General features: G+C 63.9%; 21 protein-coding genes. 12 read left to right on the forward strand and 9 right to left on the reverse strand.

Going from position 1 to position 20,932, the window contains the following annotated elements:
- The first annotated feature begins 4 nt into the window (after window positions 1-4).
- Window positions 5-2,236, forward strand: coding sequence for a copper-transporting P-type ATPase (locus L867_RS0106940; RefSeq protein WP_028736199.1), 2,232 nt, complete (start codon window positions 5-7; stop codon window positions 2,234-2,236).
- 228 nt (window positions 2,237-2,464) lie between these two features.
- On the forward strand, window positions 2,465-3,574 hold the full coding sequence (locus L867_RS0106945) for a pyridoxal phosphate-dependent aminotransferase (protein WP_028736200.1): 1,110 nt from the start codon (window positions 2,465-2,467) through the stop codon (window positions 3,572-3,574).
- Between the two features lie 171 nt (window positions 3,575-3,745).
- Here L867_RS0106945 and L867_RS0106950 read toward each other — a convergent pair whose 3' ends face one another.
- On the reverse strand, window positions 3,746-4,012 hold the full coding sequence (locus L867_RS0106950) for a sel1 repeat family protein (protein WP_028736201.1): 267 nt from the start codon (window positions 4,010-4,012) through the stop codon (window positions 3,746-3,748).
- Window positions 4,013-4,551: 539 nt separating this feature from the next.
- Between L867_RS0106950 and L867_RS0106955 the strand changes: the two genes are divergently transcribed.
- Window positions 4,552-4,893: a DUF2147 domain-containing protein gene (locus tag L867_RS0106955; protein ID WP_028736202.1), complete on the forward strand. Its 342-nt coding sequence runs from the start codon at window positions 4,552-4,554 to the stop codon at window positions 4,891-4,893.
- Window positions 4,894-4,968: 75 nt separating this feature from the next.
- On the opposite strand, the gene L867_RS0106960 is transcribed toward L867_RS0106955, so the two are convergent.
- Complete coding sequence (locus L867_RS0106960; protein WP_028736203.1) at window positions 4,969-5,661, reverse strand: glutathione S-transferase family protein; 693 nt, start codon at window positions 5,659-5,661, stop codon at window positions 4,969-4,971.
- A 186-nt stretch (window positions 5,662-5,847) separates the two neighbouring features.
- Between L867_RS0106960 and L867_RS27310 the strand changes: the two genes are divergently transcribed.
- From L867_RS27310 to L867_RS0106975, 3 genes are all read left to right on the forward strand, one after another.
- Window positions 5,848-6,015 (forward strand): hypothetical protein, encoded by a 168-nt coding sequence (locus tag L867_RS27310; RefSeq protein ID WP_156951554.1) that lies wholly within the window; start codon window positions 5,848-5,850, stop codon window positions 6,013-6,015.
- A gap of 23 nt (window positions 6,016-6,038) precedes the next feature.
- Window positions 6,039-6,215, forward strand: a complete 177-nt coding sequence (locus L867_RS27680; RefSeq protein ID WP_169734067.1) for a hypothetical protein — start codon at window positions 6,039-6,041, stop codon at window positions 6,213-6,215.
- A gap of 120 nt (window positions 6,216-6,335) precedes the next feature.
- Entirely contained in the window at window positions 6,336-7,838 is a 1,503-nt protein-coding gene (locus L867_RS0106975) for an AMP nucleosidase (protein WP_028736204.1), read from the forward strand.
- A gap of 60 nt (window positions 7,839-7,898) precedes the next feature.
- Here the strand turns inward: L867_RS0106975 and L867_RS0106980 are convergent, their stop codons facing one another.
- Window positions 7,899-8,873, reverse strand: coding sequence for a lysylphosphatidylglycerol synthase domain-containing protein (locus L867_RS0106980; protein ID WP_028736205.1), 975 nt, complete (start codon window positions 8,871-8,873; stop codon window positions 7,899-7,901).
- 91 nt (window positions 8,874-8,964) lie between these two features.
- Between L867_RS0106980 and L867_RS0106985 the strand changes: the two genes are divergently transcribed.
- Together L867_RS0106985 and L867_RS0106990 are read left to right on the forward strand one after the other, a co-directional pair.
- Window positions 8,965-9,969, forward strand: coding sequence for a glycosyltransferase family 2 protein (locus L867_RS0106985; protein ID WP_037172712.1), 1,005 nt, complete (start codon window positions 8,965-8,967; stop codon window positions 9,967-9,969).
- A gap of 1 nt (window position 9,970) precedes the next feature.
- The gene (locus tag L867_RS0106990) at window positions 9,971-11,467 is read left to right on the forward strand and encodes an ArnT family glycosyltransferase (protein WP_028736207.1); all 1,497 of its coding nucleotides are present in this window, start codon (window positions 9,971-9,973) and stop codon (window positions 11,465-11,467) included.
- Window positions 11,468-11,484: 17 nt separating this feature from the next.
- On the opposite strand, the gene L867_RS0106995 is transcribed toward L867_RS0106990, so the two are convergent.
- A complete protein-coding gene (locus tag L867_RS0106995; RefSeq protein WP_028736208.1) occupies window positions 11,485-11,958 on the reverse strand; it encodes an OsmC family protein in 474 nt (157 codons plus the stop codon).
- A gap of 186 nt (window positions 11,959-12,144) precedes the next feature.
- Here L867_RS0106995 and L867_RS24770 point away from each other — a divergent pair, with 186 nt between their 5' ends.
- The 3 genes from L867_RS24770 (at window position 12,145) to L867_RS0107010 (ending at window position 13,849) form a co-directional block, all read left to right on the forward strand.
- Window positions 12,145-12,714 (forward strand): PadR family transcriptional regulator, encoded by a 570-nt coding sequence (locus L867_RS24770; RefSeq protein WP_051438859.1) that lies wholly within the window; start codon window positions 12,145-12,147, stop codon window positions 12,712-12,714.
- A 2-nt stretch (window positions 12,715-12,716) separates the two neighbouring features.
- Window positions 12,717-13,004 carry a DUF2218 domain-containing protein gene (locus tag L867_RS0107005; RefSeq protein WP_028736209.1) on the forward strand — a complete coding sequence of 96 codons (288 nt, stop codon included), beginning with the start codon at window positions 12,717-12,719 and terminating at the stop codon, window positions 13,002-13,004.
- 68 nt (window positions 13,005-13,072) lie between these two features.
- Window positions 13,073-13,849 (forward strand): SDR family NAD(P)-dependent oxidoreductase, encoded by a 777-nt coding sequence (locus L867_RS0107010; RefSeq protein ID WP_028736210.1) that lies wholly within the window; start codon window positions 13,073-13,075, stop codon window positions 13,847-13,849.
- Between the two features lie 221 nt (window positions 13,850-14,070).
- Here L867_RS0107010 and L867_RS0107015 read toward each other — a convergent pair whose 3' ends face one another.
- A complete protein-coding gene (locus L867_RS0107015) occupies window positions 14,071-15,441 on the reverse strand; it encodes an aspartate aminotransferase family protein (RefSeq protein WP_028736211.1) in 1,371 nt (456 codons plus the stop codon).
- A gap of 208 nt (window positions 15,442-15,649) precedes the next feature.
- Here L867_RS0107015 and L867_RS0107020 point away from each other — a divergent pair, with 208 nt between their 5' ends.
- Window positions 15,650-17,008, forward strand: coding sequence for a glutamine synthetase family protein (locus L867_RS0107020; protein WP_028736212.1), 1,359 nt, complete (start codon window positions 15,650-15,652; stop codon window positions 17,006-17,008).
- Window positions 17,009-17,020: 12 nt separating this feature from the next.
- Here L867_RS0107020 and L867_RS0107025 read toward each other — a convergent pair whose 3' ends face one another.
- The 4 genes from L867_RS0107025 to L867_RS0107040 all read right to left on the reverse strand — a co-directional run bounded on the left by L867_RS0107025 (window position 17,021) and on the right by L867_RS0107040 (window position 20,714).
- Complete coding sequence (locus L867_RS0107025; RefSeq protein WP_028736213.1) at window positions 17,021-17,647, reverse strand: nucleoside triphosphate hydrolase; 627 nt, start codon at window positions 17,645-17,647, stop codon at window positions 17,021-17,023.
- Window positions 17,644-18,441: an ATP-binding cassette domain-containing protein gene (locus tag L867_RS0107030; protein ID WP_028736214.1), complete on the reverse strand. Its 798-nt coding sequence runs from the start codon at window positions 18,439-18,441 to the stop codon at window positions 17,644-17,646. Before L867_RS0107030 ends, L867_RS0107025 begins: the two co-directional genes overlap by 4 nt.
- Window positions 18,441-19,523: an ABC transporter permease gene (locus L867_RS0107035; protein WP_028736215.1), complete on the reverse strand. Its 1,083-nt coding sequence runs from the start codon at window positions 19,521-19,523 to the stop codon at window positions 18,441-18,443. Before L867_RS0107035 ends, L867_RS0107030 begins: the two co-directional genes overlap by 1 nt.
- Window positions 19,524-19,688: 165 nt before the next feature.
- Window positions 19,689-20,714 (reverse strand): sugar ABC transporter substrate-binding protein, encoded by a 1,026-nt coding sequence (locus L867_RS0107040; RefSeq protein WP_028736216.1) that lies wholly within the window; start codon window positions 20,712-20,714, stop codon window positions 19,689-19,691.
- Window positions 20,715-20,932: the final 218 nt, after the last annotated feature.

Genomic DNA, 20,932 nt, shown 5'->3' on the forward strand with positions numbered 1-20,932 from the left:
TTCCATGACCGACCAACATCACACGCATCACCAAGACCAGCACAAACATGCGCATCACCATCATGGTGACCATGCGCCGGACACGTCGATACCACCGGCCCCGGCCGGTGGAGAAATCGCAAAGACGACGATCTACACCTGCCCAATGCATCCGCAGATCCGGCAGAACGGCCCAGGCAACTGCCCCATCTGCGGCATGACTCTCGAGCCTGAGATGCCCGTTGCCGCTGAGCATGGCAGCGACGAGTACGCCGATATGTCCCGGCGCTTCTGGATCGGTTTAACCCTCAGCGTTCCCGTGCTGGCGCTGGAAATGGGCGGCCATCTGACCAACCTTCACGGCGTGCTGATGCCGCAGACCTCCAACTGGATCCAGCTCGCACTCGCAACACCTGTCGTGCTCTGGGCGGGCTGGCCGTTTTTCGAACGCGGCTGGCGGTCGATCCTCACTCGCCATCTCAACATGTTCACGCTTATCGCCATGGGCGTGGGGGTGGCCTGGCTCTTCAGCGTCGTTGCCACACTGATGCCCGGCATATTCCCCGAGACCTTTCGTTCGGCCGAGGGAGCGGTTGCGGTCTACTTCGAGGCCGCCGCCGTCATCACGGTTCTCGTTCTCCTGGGCCAGGTCCTGGAACTGCGTGCACGGGAGCAAACGGGCGGCGCCATTCGCGCGCTTCTCGATCTCGCGCCCAAGATCGCCAGACGGGTGCGGGCCGATGGCACCGACGAGGACATAGAACTTGAGGCCGTCAGCGTCGGCGACATGCTGCGCGTTCGTCCCGGCGAGAAAGTGCCGGTCGACGGGGTGCTGAAAGAGGGGCGAAGCTCGGTCGACGAGTCCATGATCACGGGGGAATCCATGCCCGTGACCAAGGAGCCCGGAGCGAGCTTGATAGGCGGCACCATGAACCGGACCGGCGGCTTCGTCATGGAGGCCGGCCGCGTCGGCGCAGACACCATGCTGTCACAGATCGTCAAGATGGTGGCCGAGGCACAGAGGTCCCGCGCACCCATCCAGCGTCTCGCAGACCAGGTTTCCGGCTGGTTTGTTCCGATCGTCGTCCTGATTGCCCTGGCCTCGTTCCTTCTCTGGGTTTTCCTCGGTCCGGAACCGCGCTTCGCCCACGGCCTTGTCGCCGCCGTTGCAGTTCTCATCATCGCGTGTCCTTGCGCGCTGGGACTGGCCACTCCCATGTCGATCATGGTCGGGGTCGGAAAAGGCGCGAGTGTCGGTGTCCTCATCAAGAACGCGGAAGCGCTGGAGAGGCTCGAGAAGGTCGACACGCTGGTGCTGGACAAGACGGGCACGCTCACCGAGGGCCAACCTCGGCTCACGGCAGTCGTTCCCGCCCCCGGCTTGTCCGAAGCGGACGTGCTGAGAACCGCTGCCAGCCTGGAACGATCGAGCGAACATCCGCTGGCGCTGGCAATCGTCAATGCGGCGGTCGAGAGGCGCTTGTCGCTCGGGGAAGTCCAGGACTTTGACAGCCCTGTCGGAAAGGGCGTTACGGGCGTTTTCGAGGGACGAAGGGTTGTCTTGGGAAGCCATCGGATCATGGAGGAACACGCGATCGACCTGTCCGCCTTCCTCTCCAAGGCCGAAAGCCTGCGCAACGACGGAGCAACCGTGATCTTCATGGTGGCCGATGGAAAGGTCGAAAGCCTGTTTGCGATCGCGGACCCGGTGAAGGAGACGACGCCGGAAGCGCTGAGAACGCTGGTGGATGAAGGCATTCGCATCGTCATGCTGACGGGCGACAACAGGACGACCGCGGATGCCGTCGCCCGACGCCTCGGGATCGCCGAAGTCGAGGCGGAGGTCCTTCCGGAAGACAAGAGCAAGATCGTGTCGCGCCTGAGAGGGGAAGGACGGATCGTCGCCATGGCAGGGGATGGCGTGAACGATGCGCCGGCTCTCGCCGCCGCCGACGTCGGGATCGCCATGGGTACCGGCACCGACGTCGCAATGGAAAGTGCCGGCGTCACGCTGCTGAAGGGAGACCTGATGGGTATCGTGCGGGCGCGACAGCTCAGCCGCGCCACGATGGCCAACATTCGCCAGAACCTGTTCTTCGCCTTCATCTACAATGCCGCGGGCGTCCCGATAGCCGCCGGACTGCTCTATCCCTCCTTCGGGATACTGCTGTCGCCAATCATTGCCGCGGCAGCGATGGCCTTGTCGTCCGTCAGCGTGATCGGCAATGCGTTGCGCCTGAAGACGACCCGGATATGAAGCGCGAGCCATAGGCATTCCGCCCCGGTCAACGACCGGGGCTTCTGACTTCCATGCGTAATCTTATAGACTCCATCACCGGCCTGAAGGTCACAGCTAGGCACGCCCCTTCACAGGAAAAAGATATGCCCGCGGACACGGCAGTTCCGGCAAGTCCTGCCCTTGCGCAGGGCGCAATTGGACCTATTGTGTGCCGGATTTCAATCTTTCCAGGATTCTCAAGACAGCATGTCCGGTTTTTCGCGCTTCACCCCCTTGATCAGCGCCCTTCCCGCAACCGTGCCTTTCGTCGGGCCGGAAGCCATCGAACGGCAGCGCGGCCTGCCGGTCATCGCCCGGATCGGGGCCAATGAAAGCGGCTTCGGCCCCGCCCCTTCCGTGCTCGCGACAATCCGCGACAAGGCCGGCGAAATCTGGAAGTACAACGATCCCGAAAACTTTGCCCTGAAGACGGCGCTGGCCGCCCATCTCGGTCTGGCCCCGGCCAATATCGTCGTCGGCGAAGGCGTCGACGACCTGCTCGGCCTGATCGTCCGGCTGATCATCGAGCCCGGAATGCCGGTCGTCACCTCGCTCGGCGGCTATCCGACCTTCAACTTTCACGTCAACGGCTTTGGCGGCCGGCTCGTGACTACGCGCTATGTCGACGACCGCGAAGATCTCGACGGCCTGCTCGCCGCGGTGAAGCGGGAAAACGCGCCGCTCGTCTATTTCGCCAATCCGGACAATCCGATGGGCAGTTGGTGGGATGCCGACAGCATCGTCTCCTTTGCCCGGGCGCTGCCCGAAACCACGCTGCTCATTCTCGACGAAGCCTATTGCGAGACCGCGCCCGAAGGCTCGGCGCCGCCGACCGATGCGCTGATCGACCTGCCGAATGTGCTGCGCATGCGCACCTTCTCCAAGGCCTACGGCCTGGCCGGCGCGCGCGTCGGTTATGCCTTCGGCACGCCGGCGACGGTTCTTGCCTTCGACAAGATCCGCAATCATTTCGGCATGCCGCGCCTCTCGACCGAGGCAGCGCTCGCCGCCCTTGCCGACCAGGCCTATCTGAAGGACGTGGTTGCGCGCATCGTGGCCGCACGCGAGCGCATCGCCGCAATCGCCACGGCAAACGGGCTTGCTCCGCTTGCCTCGGCCACCAATTTCGTCGCCATCGACTGCGGCAGCGACGGCACCCGCGCCCGTGCCATCGTCGACGGACTGATGCAGCACGGCGTCTTCATCCGCATGCCGGGCGTTGCGCCGCTCAACCGCTGCATCCGCGTTTCGACCGGACTGCCGGCCGACATGGACCTGTTCGAGGACGTGCTGCCCAAAGTGCTGAAGTCGCTCTGATCGGGCAGGCATACGCCAAATAAAAAGAACCGCGCCGGCCTTGTTCCTGCCGGTCGCGGTTCTCATGTGTTGGCACAGGCCCCGTCCAAAGGTCCCCCGCCACGCTCCCCTCTCTCAGGGTTTTTCTTGTCTGTTGAACCCGGTATCATACCGGGGAACTGGTCATGACGATCAGTGCATCGTCATCCATTCGCGGGCCGAGCGCAGGGCTTCGGCAAGCTCGGTCTTGCTCATCGTCTGGGCCAGATCGGCGCGGAGTTCCGCGGCGCGTTCGCAGCCCTTGATGGCGGCGATGTTCAGCCACTTGTGCGCCGAGACGAGGTCGATGGAACAACCGCGGCCGGTTGCATACATCAGCCCCATGTCGCAGAAGACATCGGCGCGAGTCTCGCCACCCATCGTGGCCATTTCGGAATTGTGCATTTCAAAGCGTGCCATCGGTTTTGTCCCTGTCTAGCCTAACGGTTTAAACTGTCCCTGTTTTGGCCCTTGAGAGGCCTTCCTTTGGAACCCCTGGCCGTCTGTCGCGGCGTCTTTGAGGTTCTTCCGGAGCGGCGGGTTTTCCCTGCTCGTTTGATGACTTCACTATGCCGGAAGCCTTTCAACGGGCGCTTAAAATGCATGATTAATTTGCTGAAAACAAAGTACAAATGCTTTGTAAACTTGGCTTTTCGTTAAGCATCGCCCTGCCTGAAACACAAGGATTTCGGCTCAAAATTTACGAAAACTTCAGGAGCGGATTTAAACCGAACGCTAACCACGAAAAACACTTGGCTTTTGATGCCTCTGCTTGAAAGGCCGAAAAACCGGGTTTTCGGCGCGGTTGTAAAAGCCTGGAACGGCTATTTACCTTTACGTCCGCGTAAGATATTTTTCCTTCTGCTGACCCATGGAGCGCGCACGTCGGGCGCGGCCATGCCGGCATTGGAGTGCCGGTCCATCAGCATTCGGGCTCATTTCGGGAGGAGAGTTACACAATGCGCATGATTATCGTCGCCGCGGCTGCGGCCCTGGCATTTTCGGCCGCTTCGGTTCAGGCTGCCGAACCGATCGAAGGCAACTGGAAGACGGCAAGCGGCGCCACCGCGCAGATCGCCCCGTGCGGCGGCAGCTTTTGCGTGACGCTGAAGACCGGCAAGCATGCCGGCAAGCAGATCGGCAAGATGGCCGGCGCCGCCGGCGCCTACAAGGGCACCATCACCGATCCGGACGCTGACAAGACCTATTCCGGTTCCGGCAAGGTATCCGGCAATTCGCTGAAGATGCAGGGCTGCGTCATGTCGGTGTTCTGCAAGACCCAGACCTGGTCGCGTCTCTGAACCGCAGCAAGCGTCAAGAACGAGAGAGGCCCGGCAGACGACTGCCGGGCCTCTCTTTCTTTCTGGGCCTTTGCTTCAGCGCGCCTTCTGGCCGAACAGCACCTTCTTGGCGTCGTCGTCCTGGGCGATGTTCTGGCGCTTCTCCTGGCCGACGGCAATGCCGCGCTCGACCGCCGGGCGCGCCATGACGCGCTCGAACCAGGCTTTGAGGTTCGGGAAGTCGTCGAGATCCTGACCCTGGTTCTTGTGCGGCACGACCCAGCCGATCGAGGCGATGTCGGCGATCGAGTAGTCGCCGGCCAGATAGTCGCGATCGGCAAGCCGCCTGTTCATCACGCCGTAGAGCCGGTTCACCTCGTTGGTGTAGCGGTTGATGCCGTATTCGATCTTCTCCGGCGCATACTGGCGGAAGTGATGCGCCTGGCCGGCCATCGGCCCCAGACCACCCATCTGCCAGAACAGCCACTGGTCGACTTCGACGCGGGCACGCTCGTCGGTGGGATAGAGCTTGCCGTACTTGCGGCCAAGATATTGCAGGATGGCGCCCGACTCGAAGACCGAGATCGGTTCGCCGCCCGGGCCGTTCGGATCGATGATCGCCGGCATGCGGTTGTTCGGGGCGATCTTCAGGAAGTCCGGCTCGAACTGCTCGCCCTTGCCGATGTTGACGTACTTCACCTCATAGGGAACGCCGAGTTCCTCGAGCATGATGGAGATCTTCCAGCCATTGGGGGTCGGCCAGTAATAGAGTTCGATCGGCTTGGTCATGGGATTCTCTCCGGTTCGTCGGGGGAAAGCGTGCGGGATGCCCACAAGACTTAGATACGACCGGCGGATGTTCAAGTGAATTCCCCTTAATCGATCTGAATGCCAGATGAACCGGCGCCTCAGCACCGGTTCAGGGCCGGGCCGTCATAACGTCAGCATCAGAACGACGAACCGGGGAATACGGTGATGGAAAAGCTGGCACGGCGCATGACGATCTTCTCTCTGGGCATGGCCATCTTCGCGATGCTCGTCGCCGGACTGGTGACCGCCGGCAACGGCGCGGCCGGGCGCTCCTTCTCGGTTTCCTCCGCCTGCATTCCCGCAGGCGGCGCATTCTGCAACACCGCTCTTTGAACCCAGGCCCCGAGGACACCACCATGCGCGCTTCCGCCAGCCACATTGCCGCCCTCTGCCTTCGCTGCACCCTTGTCGCCGGCCTGTTTCTCGGCCCGCTCGTCGCGGTCGGCGTCGCCCGCTCGGAAGAGATCAAGATTGCGAAGAGCGGTGCAGGCCTCGTGCTGTTCGTCAGCCTCCAGCGCCAGTCGATGAGCTGAGCTTGTCCGCGGACCGGATTTGCCGCGATGTGCGCTGGCAGCCTTCCCGACTGCACCAAACCGTGAATTCAGCGCGAACCACGTCGTTTGCTTGTCAAGAAGTCTCCACTATAATGACTTATGAGCAAACGAATCCACTTTCACTCCCCCATCAATTTCATCAGCCCCGATCCGTTCGAGCCGCAGGTTTTCACGGACGCCGCAGCTGCCGTCGATGCGCTGACCGCGCTTTATGAGCGCAATACCGGCTTCCTGATCGACGGGTTTGCAGCGCTGGCCAACGGCGCCCCGATCGCCGGGCGCTACCGCGCCTTCTATCCCCAGGTCACGCTGGAGACCACGAGCTACGGCCAGATCGACACCCGCCTCGCCTATGGCCATGTGACCGCGCCGGGCCTCTACACGACGACGGTGACGCGGCCGCAGCTCTTCCGCCACTACCTCGAAGAACAGCTCGCGCTGCTGATCCGCAATCACCAGGTCCCGGTCGTGGTGTCGGAATCGGCCACGCCGATCCCGCTGCATTTCGCCTTCGACGAAGGCGCGCATGTGGAGGCCGCCGCCAGCGGGCTGGCCGACATGCCGCTGCGCGACCTGTTCGACACGCCGGACCTCACCGTCACCGACGACGAGATCGCCAATGGCGAATACGATCCGCGGCCCGGCGAGCCGCAGCCGCTCGCGCCGTTCACGGCGCAGCGCATCGACTATTCGCTGGCCCGGCTGTCGCACTATACCGCGACCAGCGCGGCGCATTTCCAGAACTTCGTGCTGTTCACCAACTACCAGTTCTACATCGACGAGTTCTGCGCCTATGCCCGCAAGCTGATGGCGGACGGCGGCGGCGGATATACCGCCTTCATCGAGCCGGGCAATCTCGTCACGCTTCCCGGCCACAGCGAGCCGAGCGAAGGCGTGGCGATCGGGCGGTTGCCGCAGATGCCGGCCTATCACCTCAAGGGCAAGGGCCATGCCGGCATCACCATGATCAATATCGGTGTCGGCCCCTCGAACGCCAAGACGATCACCGACCATGTGGCCGTGCTGCGGCCGCATGCCTGGCTGATGCTCGGCCATTGCGCGGGCCTGCGCAATTCGCAGCGTCTCGGCGACTACGTGCTGGCGCATGCCTATGTGCGCGAGGACCATGTTCTCGACGACGACCTGCCGGTCTGGGTGCCGATCCCGGCGCTGGCCGAGGTGCAGCTGGCTCTGGAGGATGCGGTCGAAGAGATCACCGGCTATGAGGGCTTCGAGCTCAAGCGCATCATGCGGACCGGAACGGTCGCCACCATCGACAATCGCAACTGGGAACTGCGCGACCAGCGCGGGCCGGTGAAGCGCCTGTCGCAGTCACGGGCGATCGCGCTCGACATGGAATCGGCGACCATCGCCGCCAACGGCTTCCGCTTCCGCGTGCCCTACGGCACGCTGTTGTGCGTCTCCGACAAGCCGCTGCATGGCGAGCTGAAGCTGCCGGGCATGGCGACCGCCTTCTACAAGACCCAGGTCAGCCAGCACCTGCAGATCGGCATCCGCGCCTTGCAGAAGCTCGGCGCCATGCCGAAGGAGAAGCTGCATTCGCGCAAGCTGCGCAGCTTCTTCGAGACGGCTTTCCAGTAAAGTCGGGAGCCCGATCCTCGGAGCGGATCCGGGACGGCGTGAACGATCAGGGCGGGCCGCTCAGCGGCCGGCCCTGAGACGTCTCAGCTCGTTGAGCGCCAGGGACAGCACGGTTCCGGTCAGCGCCGAGAGAATGATCATCAGGTGCATGTTGATGCTGGCGCGGGCCAGCGTGTCCATTGCGGCGCCGGCGGTCGGCGCGCCGAGCGATACGGCACCGGCGACGATGCCGGCCGAATAGGTGCCGACGCCGGCCGGGGCATGGAAGGGCAGGACCGAGGACAGCTCCCCGCCGAGCGCCCCGCCGAAGGTGGCGGAAAGCGGCGCGACGCCCATCAGTCCGAGCGCCCAGGCGAAGACCAGAACCTTGACACCCCAGTTGACCACCGTCGCCATCCAGGCGCGCAGCAGCGAAAAGAGGTCGCTTGGCAGGCCGTCGATGATGCCGTCGAGAATGCGGGCGAGCTTGCCCTTGAGGCGCGGGCGAAGGGCGGCGAGCACCGGCCCCTTCAGCAGGAAGGCCGGGATGGGGGCGACGAGGAAGGCAAGCCAGACGAGCGCCGGGCCGGTCTTCGCTTCGGCCGACAGAACGAGCCCCAGCCCGCCGGCGGCCAGCAGCGCGTGCAGATCCAAGAGCCGCATGACCAGCAGCGCCGAAGTACCGTGCAGCAGCGGCACGGAAAACTCGGAGCGCATCAGCAGCGGAAAGCTGGTCTCGCCGCTGCGGAACGGCAGCATGATGTTCAGCAGATTGTGCACCTGGGCGAGATGGAAGAGCTCGACGAACCGGCCCGAGGTCTCGCGCGGGAAATAGTCGTAGAGCCGCCAGGCTCGGACGAAATAGGTGGAGACGAGAAGGCCGATCACGGCTGCCACGGTGCCGTAGCCGATGGCGCGCCATTCGGCGACGATCGAGCCCCAGCCCCAGAGATAATGAACGAAGGCGGCATAGGCGAGGATCGCGGCGGCGGCGATCAGCGACAGTCGATGGCGCACCAGGGCCGACGGCCGGCGGTTCTGCTCGTCTGTCTGCATGGGGGCCTGAGAAGTTCCGAATTGCGCTCTTTGCTTAGTTCCTATAACAACCGGCACAGCAAAAGCCAGCCATTTTCGGAGTATCCCAGCCGTGTCGTTCGAGCGCCTTTCCCAACCTACCCAGGACGATACTGCCGTCTACGACGTTGAACTGTCGCTGGTCATCCCGGTGATGAACGAGGAGGAAAGCCTCCGCCCGATGATCGATCGTGTCTGCGATGCGATGAAGGGTTTCGACAAGAGCTGGGAACTGATCCTGATCGATGACGGCTCGACCGACAAGACGCTCAGCATTGCCCGCTCCTATCTCGGCCGCGAGGGCCTGGATCTCAAGATCGTCGAGTTCCAGCGCAATTTTGGCAAGGCCGCCGGCCTGCAGGCAGGCTTCGACGCGGCGCGCGGCCGGCTGATCGCCACGCTCGATGGCGACCTGCAGAACGACCCCTATGACATCCCCTCCATGGTCGCCGAGCTCAACGCCCGCGATCTCGACCTGCTCTGCGGCTGGCGCAAGGCGCGTCAGGATGCACTGGTGCTGCGCAAGATCCCGTCCTGGTGCGCCAACCGCCTGATCGGTGCGGCCACCGGCGTAAAGATCCACGACAATGGCTGCGGCCTGAAGCTCTACCGTTCGTCGGTCATCAAGCAGGTCCGCATTCTCGGCGGCATGCACCGCTTCATCCCGGCCTGGGTCGCCTCGGTGGTGCCCAGCTCGCGCATCGGCGAGTGCGTCGTCACCCACCACGCCCGCCAGTTCGGTGAATCCAAGTACGGCATTTCGCGCACCATCCGCGTCTTCCTCGATCTGCTCTCGGTGCTGTTCTTCATGCGCTTCAAGCAGCGTCCGGGGCATTTCTTCGGCACGATCGGCCTTTTGATCGGCGCGATCAGCTCACTGATCCTGCTCTATCTCGCCTGGGTCAAGTTCGGCCTCGGCGAAGACATCGGCACGCGCCCGCTGCTGCTCGTCGGCGTCATGCTTTTCCTCACCTCGATCCAGATGATCACCACCGGCATCCTGGCCGAGATGTTGGCGCGCTCGGACGATACGACGAAGAACTACATCGTCCGGAAGACCTACCAGAAGGACGCCTGATATGGTCGCCGCGCTGCGCCAGCGGCCCTCTCTGCTGTTTGCGCTGCTCGGCGTCTATTTCGTCGCCAATGTGATCGTCCGGCTCGTCCTGCCGCATTCGCTCGAATTGGACGAGGGCCAGCAGCTCTTCCTCGCCCAGTGGCTCTCGGTCGGCTACGACAGCCAGCCGCCGTTCTATAACTGGCTGCAATACGGCGCGGAACAGCTGCTTGGCCCGACGCTCGCTTCGCTGTCCATCCTGAAAAACCTCGTCCTATTACTATCCTACCTGTTCTTCGGCCTCACCGCCTTCATGGTGCTGCGCTCGCGCGACCTGGCGATCATCGCAACGCTCGGCCTTCTCACCATGCCGCAGATCAGCTTCGAGGCGCAGCGCGACCTGACGCACACGGTAGCGGTGATCTTCACCGCCTGCCTGTTCCTCTTCTCCCTCGTCCGGGCGATCCGCGCGCCGAGCATCGTCACCTATGCGCTGACGGGACTGGCCATCGGCCTTGGCATGATCGCCAAATACAATTTCGTCCTTTTGCCGGCCGCCGCCCTCCTGGCCATGCTCGCCGAGCCGGAATTCCGCCGCCGCCTGTTCGACTGGCGCATCCTCGTGACGGCGGCGATCGCGCTGGCCGTCGTCCTGCCGCACGGGCTGTGGTTCCTCGATCATCTCGACGCCGCCACCGGCCGCACCATCGGCAAGCTGACGGCGGAGGAGACTTCGAGCCGGCTGTCGCAGATCGTCACCGGCCTGTCCTCCCTGGCGCTTGCCTTTGCCGGATTTGCCGCGCTGACCCTCGTGCTGTTCGCCATCGTCTTCGGCCGCGACATGGCGCGGGCCTTGCGGGCCTCCAGCCCGTGGAGCCGGCTGCTCGGCCGGATCATGCTGATTTCGGGCGTGGCGCTGGTCGCCGTGGTCCTGTTCGGCGCCAGCAACATCAAGGACCGCTGGCTGACGCCGATCTATCTGGTGCTGCCGTTCTATCTCTGCCTGAAGATCGAGGCGGGCGGCCTTGCCTCGGAGCGCCAGCTGCCGCGCTTCCTGCCGATCGGTCTCGGCCTGATGGTGCTGATCCCCCTGGTCCTGCTGGTGCGCATCCCGATCCACGGGATGATCGGCAAATACGAGAAGATCAACGTGCCCTATGCGGCGGCCGTCGCCGAGATTCTCGCCTCCGACGCCAACCGACCCTCGTTGATCCTCGCGAGCGACCAGCAGATCGCCGGCAATATCCGCCTCAACGCGCCGGAGATCCCGGTGACCATTCCGGGCTACGAGGCTTTCGAAAAGCCCTTCGCCTTCGACACGACGCATCCGCTGCTGGTGGTCTGGCGCAATCGCGGGCGGGAGAGCATGCCGCTGCCGGACGATGTCGCTGAGTGGCTTGCCGCACACGGCAATCTTGAGGTCGGCAAGACGAAGACGATCGCCCTGCCCTATATCTTCGGGCGCGAGGGCGACCTCTACCACTTCGCCTACGCTTTCCTCTATCCCCGGGCAGACTGAGGGACCGTTCGTTCCCTTCAGCCCTTTATGATCACCGGCTCGCAGCGCACCGGGAAATTCACCGAATTGGCGATGAAGCATTTTTCGTGCGCGTCGCCGTGCAGTTCCTCGGCGATGGCCGGATCGCTCCTTTCGGTAATCGTCACGCGCGGCTTCAGGACGACATCGGTGAAGCGCCCGCTGCCCTCCTCGTCCATCACCATCGTGCCCTCCGCGTGGTCCTCATAGGCCGTGACGACGACGCCCGAGACGGCGCAAAAGTGCAGGTACCACAGCTTGTGACAGGCCGAGAGTGCGCCGACCAGCAATTCCTCCGGATTCCATCGCTCCGAGTCGCCGCGGAAGGCGGGATCGGACGAGCCCGGAATGTCGGGCTTGCCATTGGCCGAGATCACATGGTCGCGGCTGTATTCGCGATAGCCGGACGTGCCGTTGCCGCGATTGCCGGTCCAGGTGACGGTCACGCTGTACTCGTGGTGCTTGCCGGACATGCTGCGCTCTCCTCCTCCTGCTGATTATCCCGATGCCAGGTTACGCCGGGGCTGCACTCCATCCAAGGGCGTCCGGTGTTTCCAATTCGTGAATCGCGCGAGAAAAAATGAGTCCGGCCACTTGCAACGATAGCTTTACGATATATCTTAGATGCAGTTCAAACATATTCACAAAGGAACGACATCATGAGACACTTTCATTTCGGCCATCACGAACACGGCGCCACCCGCCATGCCATGCGGCACGGTTTCCCAGGCGGACGTCCCGAGGGCGGCCGCGGCCATGGCGGCGAACGCCGTCGCATGTTCGAGAGCGGCGAGCTGCGGCTTGTCCTGCTCAAGCTGATCGAGGAACAGCCGCGCCACGGCTATGACCTGATCCGCGAGATCGAGAACCGCTCCGGCGGCGCCTATGCCCCGAGCCCGGGCGTCGTCTACCCGACCATGACCCTGCTGCTCGACATGGGCCTTGCCGAGGAAGAGGCGAGCGCAGGCCCGCGCAAGCTGCTGGCCATCACCGAGGCCGGACGTGCCCATCTTGCCGGAAGAGCCGGCGAGGTCGCGACCGCCATGGAACGGCTGGCCGCCCTTGCCAAGGTCAGCGCACGCACGGATGCCGCACCGGTCCGCCGTGCCATGCAGAACCTGAAGGCCGCCCTCCAGGACCGCCTGTCGCAGGAGAGCGTCACCCGCGAAATCCAGCTCGAAGTGGCCCGCCTGATCGACGAGGCGGCCGGCAAGATCGAGAGGCTCTGACCATGGTCAAGACAATCGCGGCCGTGCCGACCGAAAACGGCTGGAAGTACCTGCAGCAGCTCTGCAAGCACTGGAGCCACAAGCTCGACGTCGAACTGGGAGAGAAAAGCGGCATCGTCCGCTTCTCCGAGGCGGTCGCCACCATGAGCGCCGACGACAAGGCGCTGACCGTGGAGATCGAGGCGGTATCGGACGAGGTGCTGGAGCGGATGAAGAATGTGGTATCGAGCCATCTCGACCGCTTCGCATTCCGCGAGGCGCCGCTGCCCTTCGAATGGCAGGCGGCTTGATCCGCCAGGTGCTTGAAAAACCGTTCGATTGAGCGTGTATTGTGCCCCCTGTCCGAAGGAGGCACGACATGTCCCATACACTGACCATTCCCGATCTCTCCGGCAAGACGGTGCTGATCACCGGCGCGTCGAGCGGGATCGGAGCAGCACTTGCCCGCGCCTTCGCCGCGCAAGGGGCGGCGGTTGGCCTTCACTACCATTCCGGCGTCGAGGCAGCCCAGGCGATTGCCGGCGACATCGAGCGCGCCGGCGGCAAGGTGTCGCTCGTTCAGGCCGATGCGGCGAAGTCCGAGGAGATGGCGGCCGCCGTCGACAGCATCGCCCAGACTTTCGGACGGCTGGACGGGCTCATCAACAATGCCGGCAGCATGATCGCCCGCGTCCTCTACGAAGAGATGACCGACGCGCACTATGACAAGGTCATGGACGTCAATGCGCGATCGGTCGTCGCGACCAGCCGTGCTGCCGTCGCCCACCTCAAGAAGGATGGCGGCTTCATCATCAACACGACGTCCGTTGCGGCACGCAGCGGCGGCACGGCCGGATCGGGGATCTACGGCTCGTCCAAGGCCTTCGTCGCGGCCGTGACCAAGGGCATGGCGCTCGAATTCGGCAAATACAATATCCGCGTCAACGCGGTGGCGCCCGGCGTGATCGCAACCCCGTTCCAGGATCGCTACGCCTTGGCCGGCCAGCTCGACCAGGTCGCGGCCAGCGTGCCGCTGCGCCGCACCGGGACACCGGAAGACTGCGTCGGTGCCTACCTCTTCCTCGCCTCCGACATGCTGTCGGGCTACATCACCGGCCAGACGATCGACGTCAATGGCGGCCAGTTGATGCCGTGAGGTCTCAATAGACTTTCACAGGACCAGTCTTCACTGCCCCTCGTCCGCCTGCCGGCACCTTCTCCCCGCCCGCGGGGAGAAGGGACGTGTTGTACGGTCTTCGCCCGTCACAAACGTTGAGATTTGCACCTTCGGCACATCCTGCGTCCCCTCGCCCCGCTTGCGGGGAGAGGGTCAGGGTGAGGGGCAAGGACGCGGGCTCAGACTGAGCGACCGGCCGCCTATTCCTTGTGATTGTCCTTCAGCCAGTCGAGGCCCTTGCGCAGGGTCTCGACGGTCTGGTCGACCTCGGAGCGCGAGATGATCAGCGGCGGGGACGCGAGCATGCGGTCGCCGGTGGCACGCAGGATGACGCCGTTGTTGACGCACTGGTTGCGCACCAGCGTGCCGACTTCGTCCGGCTTGGCAAAGCGGCGGCGGGTCGATTTGTCCGCGGCGATCTGCACCGCGCCCATCAGGCCGACATTGACGGCTTCGCCGACCAGGTCGTGATCGGCAAGCGAGCGCCAGGCCTCGGTAAAATACGGGCCGATGTCGTCGCGCACGCGCTCGACCAGCTTTTCGTCCTCGATGATGCGGATGTTTTCCAGCGCTGCGGCAGCCGCCACCGGATGACCGGAATAGGTGTAGCCATGGTAGAAGTCGCCGAGTTCCTCGATCATCACCCTGGCGACCCGCTCGGAGACGAGCACGCCGCCGATCGGCAGATAGCCGGACGACAGGCCCTTGGCGATCGGCGCCAGATCCGGCTCGAAGCCGTAATGCTGGTGGCCGAACCAGGTGCCGAGACGGCCGAAGCCGCAGATGACTTCGTCGGCAACCAGCAGGATGTTGTATTTCTTGGTGATGCGGACGATTTCCGGCCAGTAGGTATCCGGCGGCACGATCACGCCACCGGCGCCCTGAATCGGCTCGGCGACGAAGGCCGCGACATTTTCCTCGCCGAGTTCGAGGATCTTGTCCTCGAGTTCGCGGGCGACCTTGAGGCCGAACTCGGCGGGCGACAGATCGCCGCCCTCGACGTACCAGTGCGGCTGGCCGATATGGACAATGCCCGGGATCGGCAGGTTGCCCTGCTCGTGCATCCAGGTCATGCCGCCGAGCGAAGCACCGGCGACGGTCGAGCCGTGATAGGCGTTCTTGCGGGCGATAACCATGGTCTTGGTCTCATGGCCGAGCGCCTTCCAGTAGACGCGCGCCATGCGGAACCAGGTATCGGAGGCTTCCGAGCCGGAATTGCAGAAGAAGACGTGGTTGAGGTTCGGGCCGGTGTGGCTGGCGATCTTCTGGGCGAGCAGCGTGGTCGGCGGCGTGGTCGTGCCGAAGAAGGTGTTGTAGTACGGCAGTTCCTTCATCTGCTGATAGGCGGCCTCCGCGATGCTGTCCCGCCCGTAGCCGACATTGACGCACCAGAGGCCTGCAAAGGCGTCGAGATACTGCTTGCCGGTCGAATCCCAGATGTGCATGCCCTCCGCACGATTGATGATCTTCGTGCCGTCGGCATTCAGCTTCTTCATGTCGGAGAAAGGGTGGAGATGGTGGGCGGCGTCGATGGCTCCGAGATTGGAAGGCGCGGCGGCAGTCTTGGTCATGGCAATATATCCTTGCGCAAGAAACCCGCAGCTCTGTGCACGCACAGGCCGTAAGGCCCGCCGCGGCGCCCTGCTTGCCCTTGCGTGATTGAAAGGCGGAACGTTATCGGCTACGAACATGACCTTCCAATTTGCGTTTGGCAAGGGCGTCGATTTTCAACAACCTGCGGCCAAATCGCTTTCAAATAGCCAGCGAGAAGCATTTTCCATGACCGAATTGTCCCAGGCTGCCGATTTTTCTGCTGCAGATCCCTCCGCGCGTATCGAAGTCCTCCTCGTCGGCATGAACGGCGACCTGCGCGGCAAGATGATCCCAATAAAGGCCGAGGACAAAGTCTGGAAGAACACGGTGCGGCTTCCCGCCTCCACCCAGTCGCTCGACATCTGGGGCGACGACAATGACGACATCACCAAGATCTCGCTGACGCTGGGCGACCCGGACGGCATCTGCACGGCCGACAGGAACTCGCTGACGACCCTTCCCTGGGGACCCGCCGGTTCCAAGCAGGTGCTCGCCACCATGCACACGCTCGACGGCAAGCCGCACTTCATCTGCCCGCGCGCCATCCTCGCCAACGTGATGAAGCGTTTCGAGGAGCGCGGACTGACCCCGGTCGTCGCCACCGAACTCGAATTCTACGTGATGGAACCGGACTTCCGCGAAACCGGCAAGCCGATGCCGCCGAAGGCGCTGGTGATGAACGGCGAGGTCGAGGGCTTCCAGCTCTACGACATGCGGGCAACCGCCGCGATGGAGGATTTCCTCGGCACCGTGCGCCGCTATGCCGACGAGATGGGCCTGCCGGCGGATGCCACGACCGCCGAGTTCGGCGCGGGGCAGTTCGAGGTCAACCTGCTGCACAAGCCGGATGCAATGGCGGCCGCCGACGACTGTATCTACCTCAAGCGCGTCGTCGACTTTGCTGCGCGCCGCCACGGGCTGAAGGCCACCTGCATGGCCAAGCCCTATGCCGACCAGGCGGGTTCCGGCATGCACGTCCATGCCAGCATCATCGACAAGGACGGCCGCAACATCCTCGACGCCAAGGGCGGCGATCCGGTCAAGCTGAAGTCGATCACCGCCGGCATGCTGAAGACCATGCAGGACGCCCAGCTGATCTTTGCCCCCTTCGCCAATTCCTATCGCCGCTTCCAGCCGGGCTCGTTCGCGCCGGACAAGGTCGACTGGGGTTTTGGCAATCGCGGCACGGCGATCCGCATTCCCGACAAGGACGGCCCGGCCGCCCGCGTCGAGCACCGCGTCGCCGGCGCCGACGCCCATCCGCACCTGCTGCTGGCCGCCATCCTCGGCGGCATCCTGCTCGGCCTCGACGGCGACCTCGATCCGGGTCCGGTCACCACGCCGGACAGCGCGCCGGAAAATCCCGACATGCTGACGCACGATTTCCTGACCGCCGTCGACCGGTTCTGCAACTCGGCCTTCATCGCCGACGTCTTCGGTGCGGAATACCAGCGGATCTACGGCGAGACCAAGCGCAAGGAAGCGATCACCTATCTGCGCACGGTGTCGAGCTTCGACTACCAGACCTATCTGCCACGGATCTGAGCGGAAACCGCCTTAGAACGAAGCGATGACCAGATCGGCGGGCCGGCTGTGCTCTATCACCAGCCGCCCGTTCGGCAGGTCGTTGCCATTGAGCTTCCAGTCGATGCCGGCGGCATCGAGATTGTAGCCCTGCCAGCGGGCCGTCAGCCGGCGCTCCAGCTCGTCGATCGATGGGGCGACGAAGACCGAGAAATCGAAGAGCGGCGCAAGGCCAGACCAAGGCGCTTGATCGAGCAGCAGATAGTTGCCCTCGACCAGCACGATGCGGTCTTGCGGGGCGATGCTGCGGGCCGAGGCGATGGCGATCTCGCGGTCGCGGTCGAAGACCGGCACCAGAACCTCCTGGTCCCCTGCCCTCACTGCGCGCACGATGTCGGCAAAGCCGCGCACGTCGAAGGTTTCCGGCGCCCCCTTGCGCGGCAAAAGCCCGCGTTGTTCGAGGATGCCGTTGTCCATGTGAAAGCCGTCCATAGGCAGGACGACCGCGCGCTCTCCATGGGCATTGAGGATCTCGGCGAGCCGTTCCGCGAGCGTCGACTTGCCGGCCCCCGGAGGACCGGCGATCGCGACGAGAAAACGGCGCGCCCCTTCGGCGCGCCGTATGATGGTTGCGGCAATGTCGTCTGCCGTCAGGCTCATGCGGCCAGTGCCTCGCCCGGGGCTTCCTTGGCGCCGGTCATGAAGGCCACCGCGTCCGACATGGTATAATCCTTCGGATTGACGACGCAGAGGCGTCGGCCGAGCCGGTGGATGTGGATGCGGTCGGCGACCTCGAAGACATGCGGCATGTTGTGGCTGATCAGCACGATCGGGATGCCGCGCGAGCGCACGTCCTGGATCAGTTCCAGCACGCGGCGGCTTTCCTTGACGCCAAGCGCCGCGGTCGGCTCGTCGAGGATGATCACCTTGGAGCCGAAGGCGGCGGCACGGGCCACCGCCACGCCTTGACGCTGGCCGCCGGACAGCGTTTCCACCGCCTGGTTGATGTTCTGGATGGTCATCAGGCCGAGTTCGGAGAGCTTGTCGCGCGAGAACTTTTCCATCGCCGGACGGTCGAGCGAGCGAAAGACGCTGCCCATGATGCCCGGCTTGCGCAGTTCGCGGCCGAGGAACATGTTGTCGGCGATCGACAGCGCCGGCGACAGCGCGAGATTCTGGTAGACGGTCTCGATGCCGGCCTTGCGCGCCTCGATCGGCGAGCGAAACTGCACCGTCCGGCCTTCCAGCCGGATCTCGCCCTCGTCCGGCGCAATCGCGCCGGAGATCGCCTTGATCATCGAGGACTTTCCCGCCCCGTTGTCGCCGATGACGGCGAGGATCTCGCCCGGGTAGAGGTCGAAGTCGGCATTGTCGAGGGCGGTGACGCGACCATAGCGCTTGACGAGGCCCCTGGCAGTAAGAATAGGGGCGGTGAGAATGGGTTCCTGAGCCATCAGCCTGCTACCTTTCTGATCCACTGGTCGATTGCCACGGCGGTGATGATGAGGACGCCGATCAAGAGATAGGTCCACTGCGGATCGGTGCCGATGAGGCGAAGGCCGAGCGAGAAGACGCCGACGATCAGCGCACCGAACAGCATGCCGAGGATAGAGCCGCGGCCGCCGAAAAGCGAGATGCCGCCGATCACCACGGCCGTGATGCTCTCGATATTGGCGAACTGGCCGGCTGTCGGGGAGACCGAGCCGATACGGCCGATGAGGGCCCAGCCGGCGAGTGCGCAGATCAGGCCCGACAGCGTATAGACCGAGACCAGCATGCGCTTGACGTTGACGCCGGCAAGTTCTGCCGCATCCGGGTCGTCGCCCACGGCATAGACGTGGCGGCCCCAGGCGGTGCGGTTGAGCACGTACCAAAGCAGCGCGACGAGCAGCACCATGAAGATGACGCCATAGGTGAAGACCGCGCTGCCGATACGCAGGTTCTGGCCGAAGAACTGCAGGATCGGCGCATTGGCAGCGATGTCCTGGCTGCGGATCGTCTCGTTGGCAGAGTAAAGGAAATTGGAAGCGAGCACGATCTGCCACATGCCGAGCGTGACGATGAAGGGCGGCAGCTTCATGCGGGCCACCAGCTGACCGTTGATCCAGCCGCAGGCCGCACCGACGGCCAGGCCACAGAGCACGGCGACGGTCGGCGGCAGGCCGTAGCGGAAGGTGAACTGGCCCATCACCACCGACGACAGGACCATGATGGCACCGACCGAGAGGTCGATGCCCGCAGTCAGGATCACCAGCGTCTGGGCGGCGCCGACAATGCCGACGATCGCCACCTGCTGCAGGATGAGGGTAAGCGTGAAAGCGGAGAAGAATTTCCCCTGGAGCACTACGCCGAAGACGGCGAGCGACAGAACAAGCACGATCAGCGGTACGGCCGCCGGGCTCGAATGCAGGAAGTGCTGGAACTTCTGCAAGGGTGTCTTGTCATGGGTGTCGAAGGAGGCGACCTGCGTCGAGCTGTCGGCCAATACCTTCTCGAATTCCTGGCTCGGCTGCGAAACCGGATTTGCAGACTGCATCGCTTCGTCCTCCCTGGCTGTCCCGCGCGTGTTTCTGCTGGATTTGAGCGACCGGCCCTCCACCCCGGTGGGCCGGTCGCATGAACCATGATCGCGCGTTACGGGGGGACCTGACGTTCCCCCGCGCCGCTTTGCCGACACGACCACGGTCAAGGCAGGGTCTAATTAGCCCCAGCACTTGTCCTTGCCGGCCTTGGTGTCGATCGACTCGACGCCGGCGGCCGGCTTGTCGGTGACCAGCGCGACGCCGGTGTCGAAGAAGTTCTTGCCTTCGGTGGCGGCCGGCTTCTCGCCGGTGTCGGCGAACTTCTTGATCGCCTCGATGCCCATGGAGGCCATCAGCAGCGGATACTGCTGCGAGGTCGCACCGATCACGCCTTCGGCGACGTTCTGGACGCCCGGGCAACCGCCGTCGACCGAAACGATCAGCACGTCCTTCTCGCGACCGACGGCCTTCAGCGCTTCATAGGCGCCGGCAGCGGCCGGTTCGTTGATGGTGTGGACGACGTTGATCGTCGGATCCTTCTGCAGGAGGTTTTCCATGGCGGTGCGGCCGCCTTCCTCGTTGCCGTTGGTGACGTCATGGCCGACGATGCGCGGATCGCTCTCGTCGCCGATCTTGTTGATGTCGGCGACGTCGATGCCGAAGCCCTTCATGAAGCCCTGGTTGCGCAGGACGTCGACAGACGGCTGCGACGGGGTGAGGTTGAGGAAGGCGATCTTGGCGTCCTTGGCGGCGTCGCCAAGCGTTGCGGCCGCCCACTTGCCGATCAGTTCGCCGGCCAGCAGGTTGTCGGTGGCAAAGGTCTGGTCGGCGGCGTCGATCGGCTCCAGCGGCGTGTCGAGCGCGATGACCAGCAGGCCGGCGTCGCGGGCCTTCTGGACGGCCGGGACGATGCCCTTGGTGTCGGATGCGGTCAAAAGGATACCCTTGGCGCCATCGGCGATGCAGGTTTCGATGGCGGCGACCTGGCTTTCCGAATCGCCGTCGATCTTGCCGGCATAGGACTTGAGCGTCACGCCCAGTTCAGCGGCCTTGGCGGTCGCGCCTTCCTTCATCTTGACGAAGAAGGGGTTGGTGTCGGTCTTGGTGATCAGGCAGGCCGAAACGTCGGCGGCGCTGGCCGGAGCCGCAAAGACGGTGCCCAGTGCAAGGGCAGCAAGCGAGGCGGCGAAAAGAGACTTCTTCATGTGATTCCTCCCGAAAACGACAGATCCGGACCTTCCGGACCGTGAACGTGGTCCCTAGCGCTCCCACGCCGGGCCGGCGATCCTCATCGAGGCCGCCTTTTCTCCACGCCCCATTTAGAACATCAGCAGATTTGCATTGTCAATAAATAAATCCAGTTGAATTATTAATTCGCTATGACATGCTGGTCCCCACGAATTATAAGAATGCCGGGAGCGAC

The organism is Paenirhizobium selenitireducens ATCC BAA-1503 (assembly GCF_000518785.1).
GTDB lineage: Bacteria > Pseudomonadota > Alphaproteobacteria > Rhizobiales > Rhizobiaceae > Allorhizobium > Allorhizobium selenitireducens.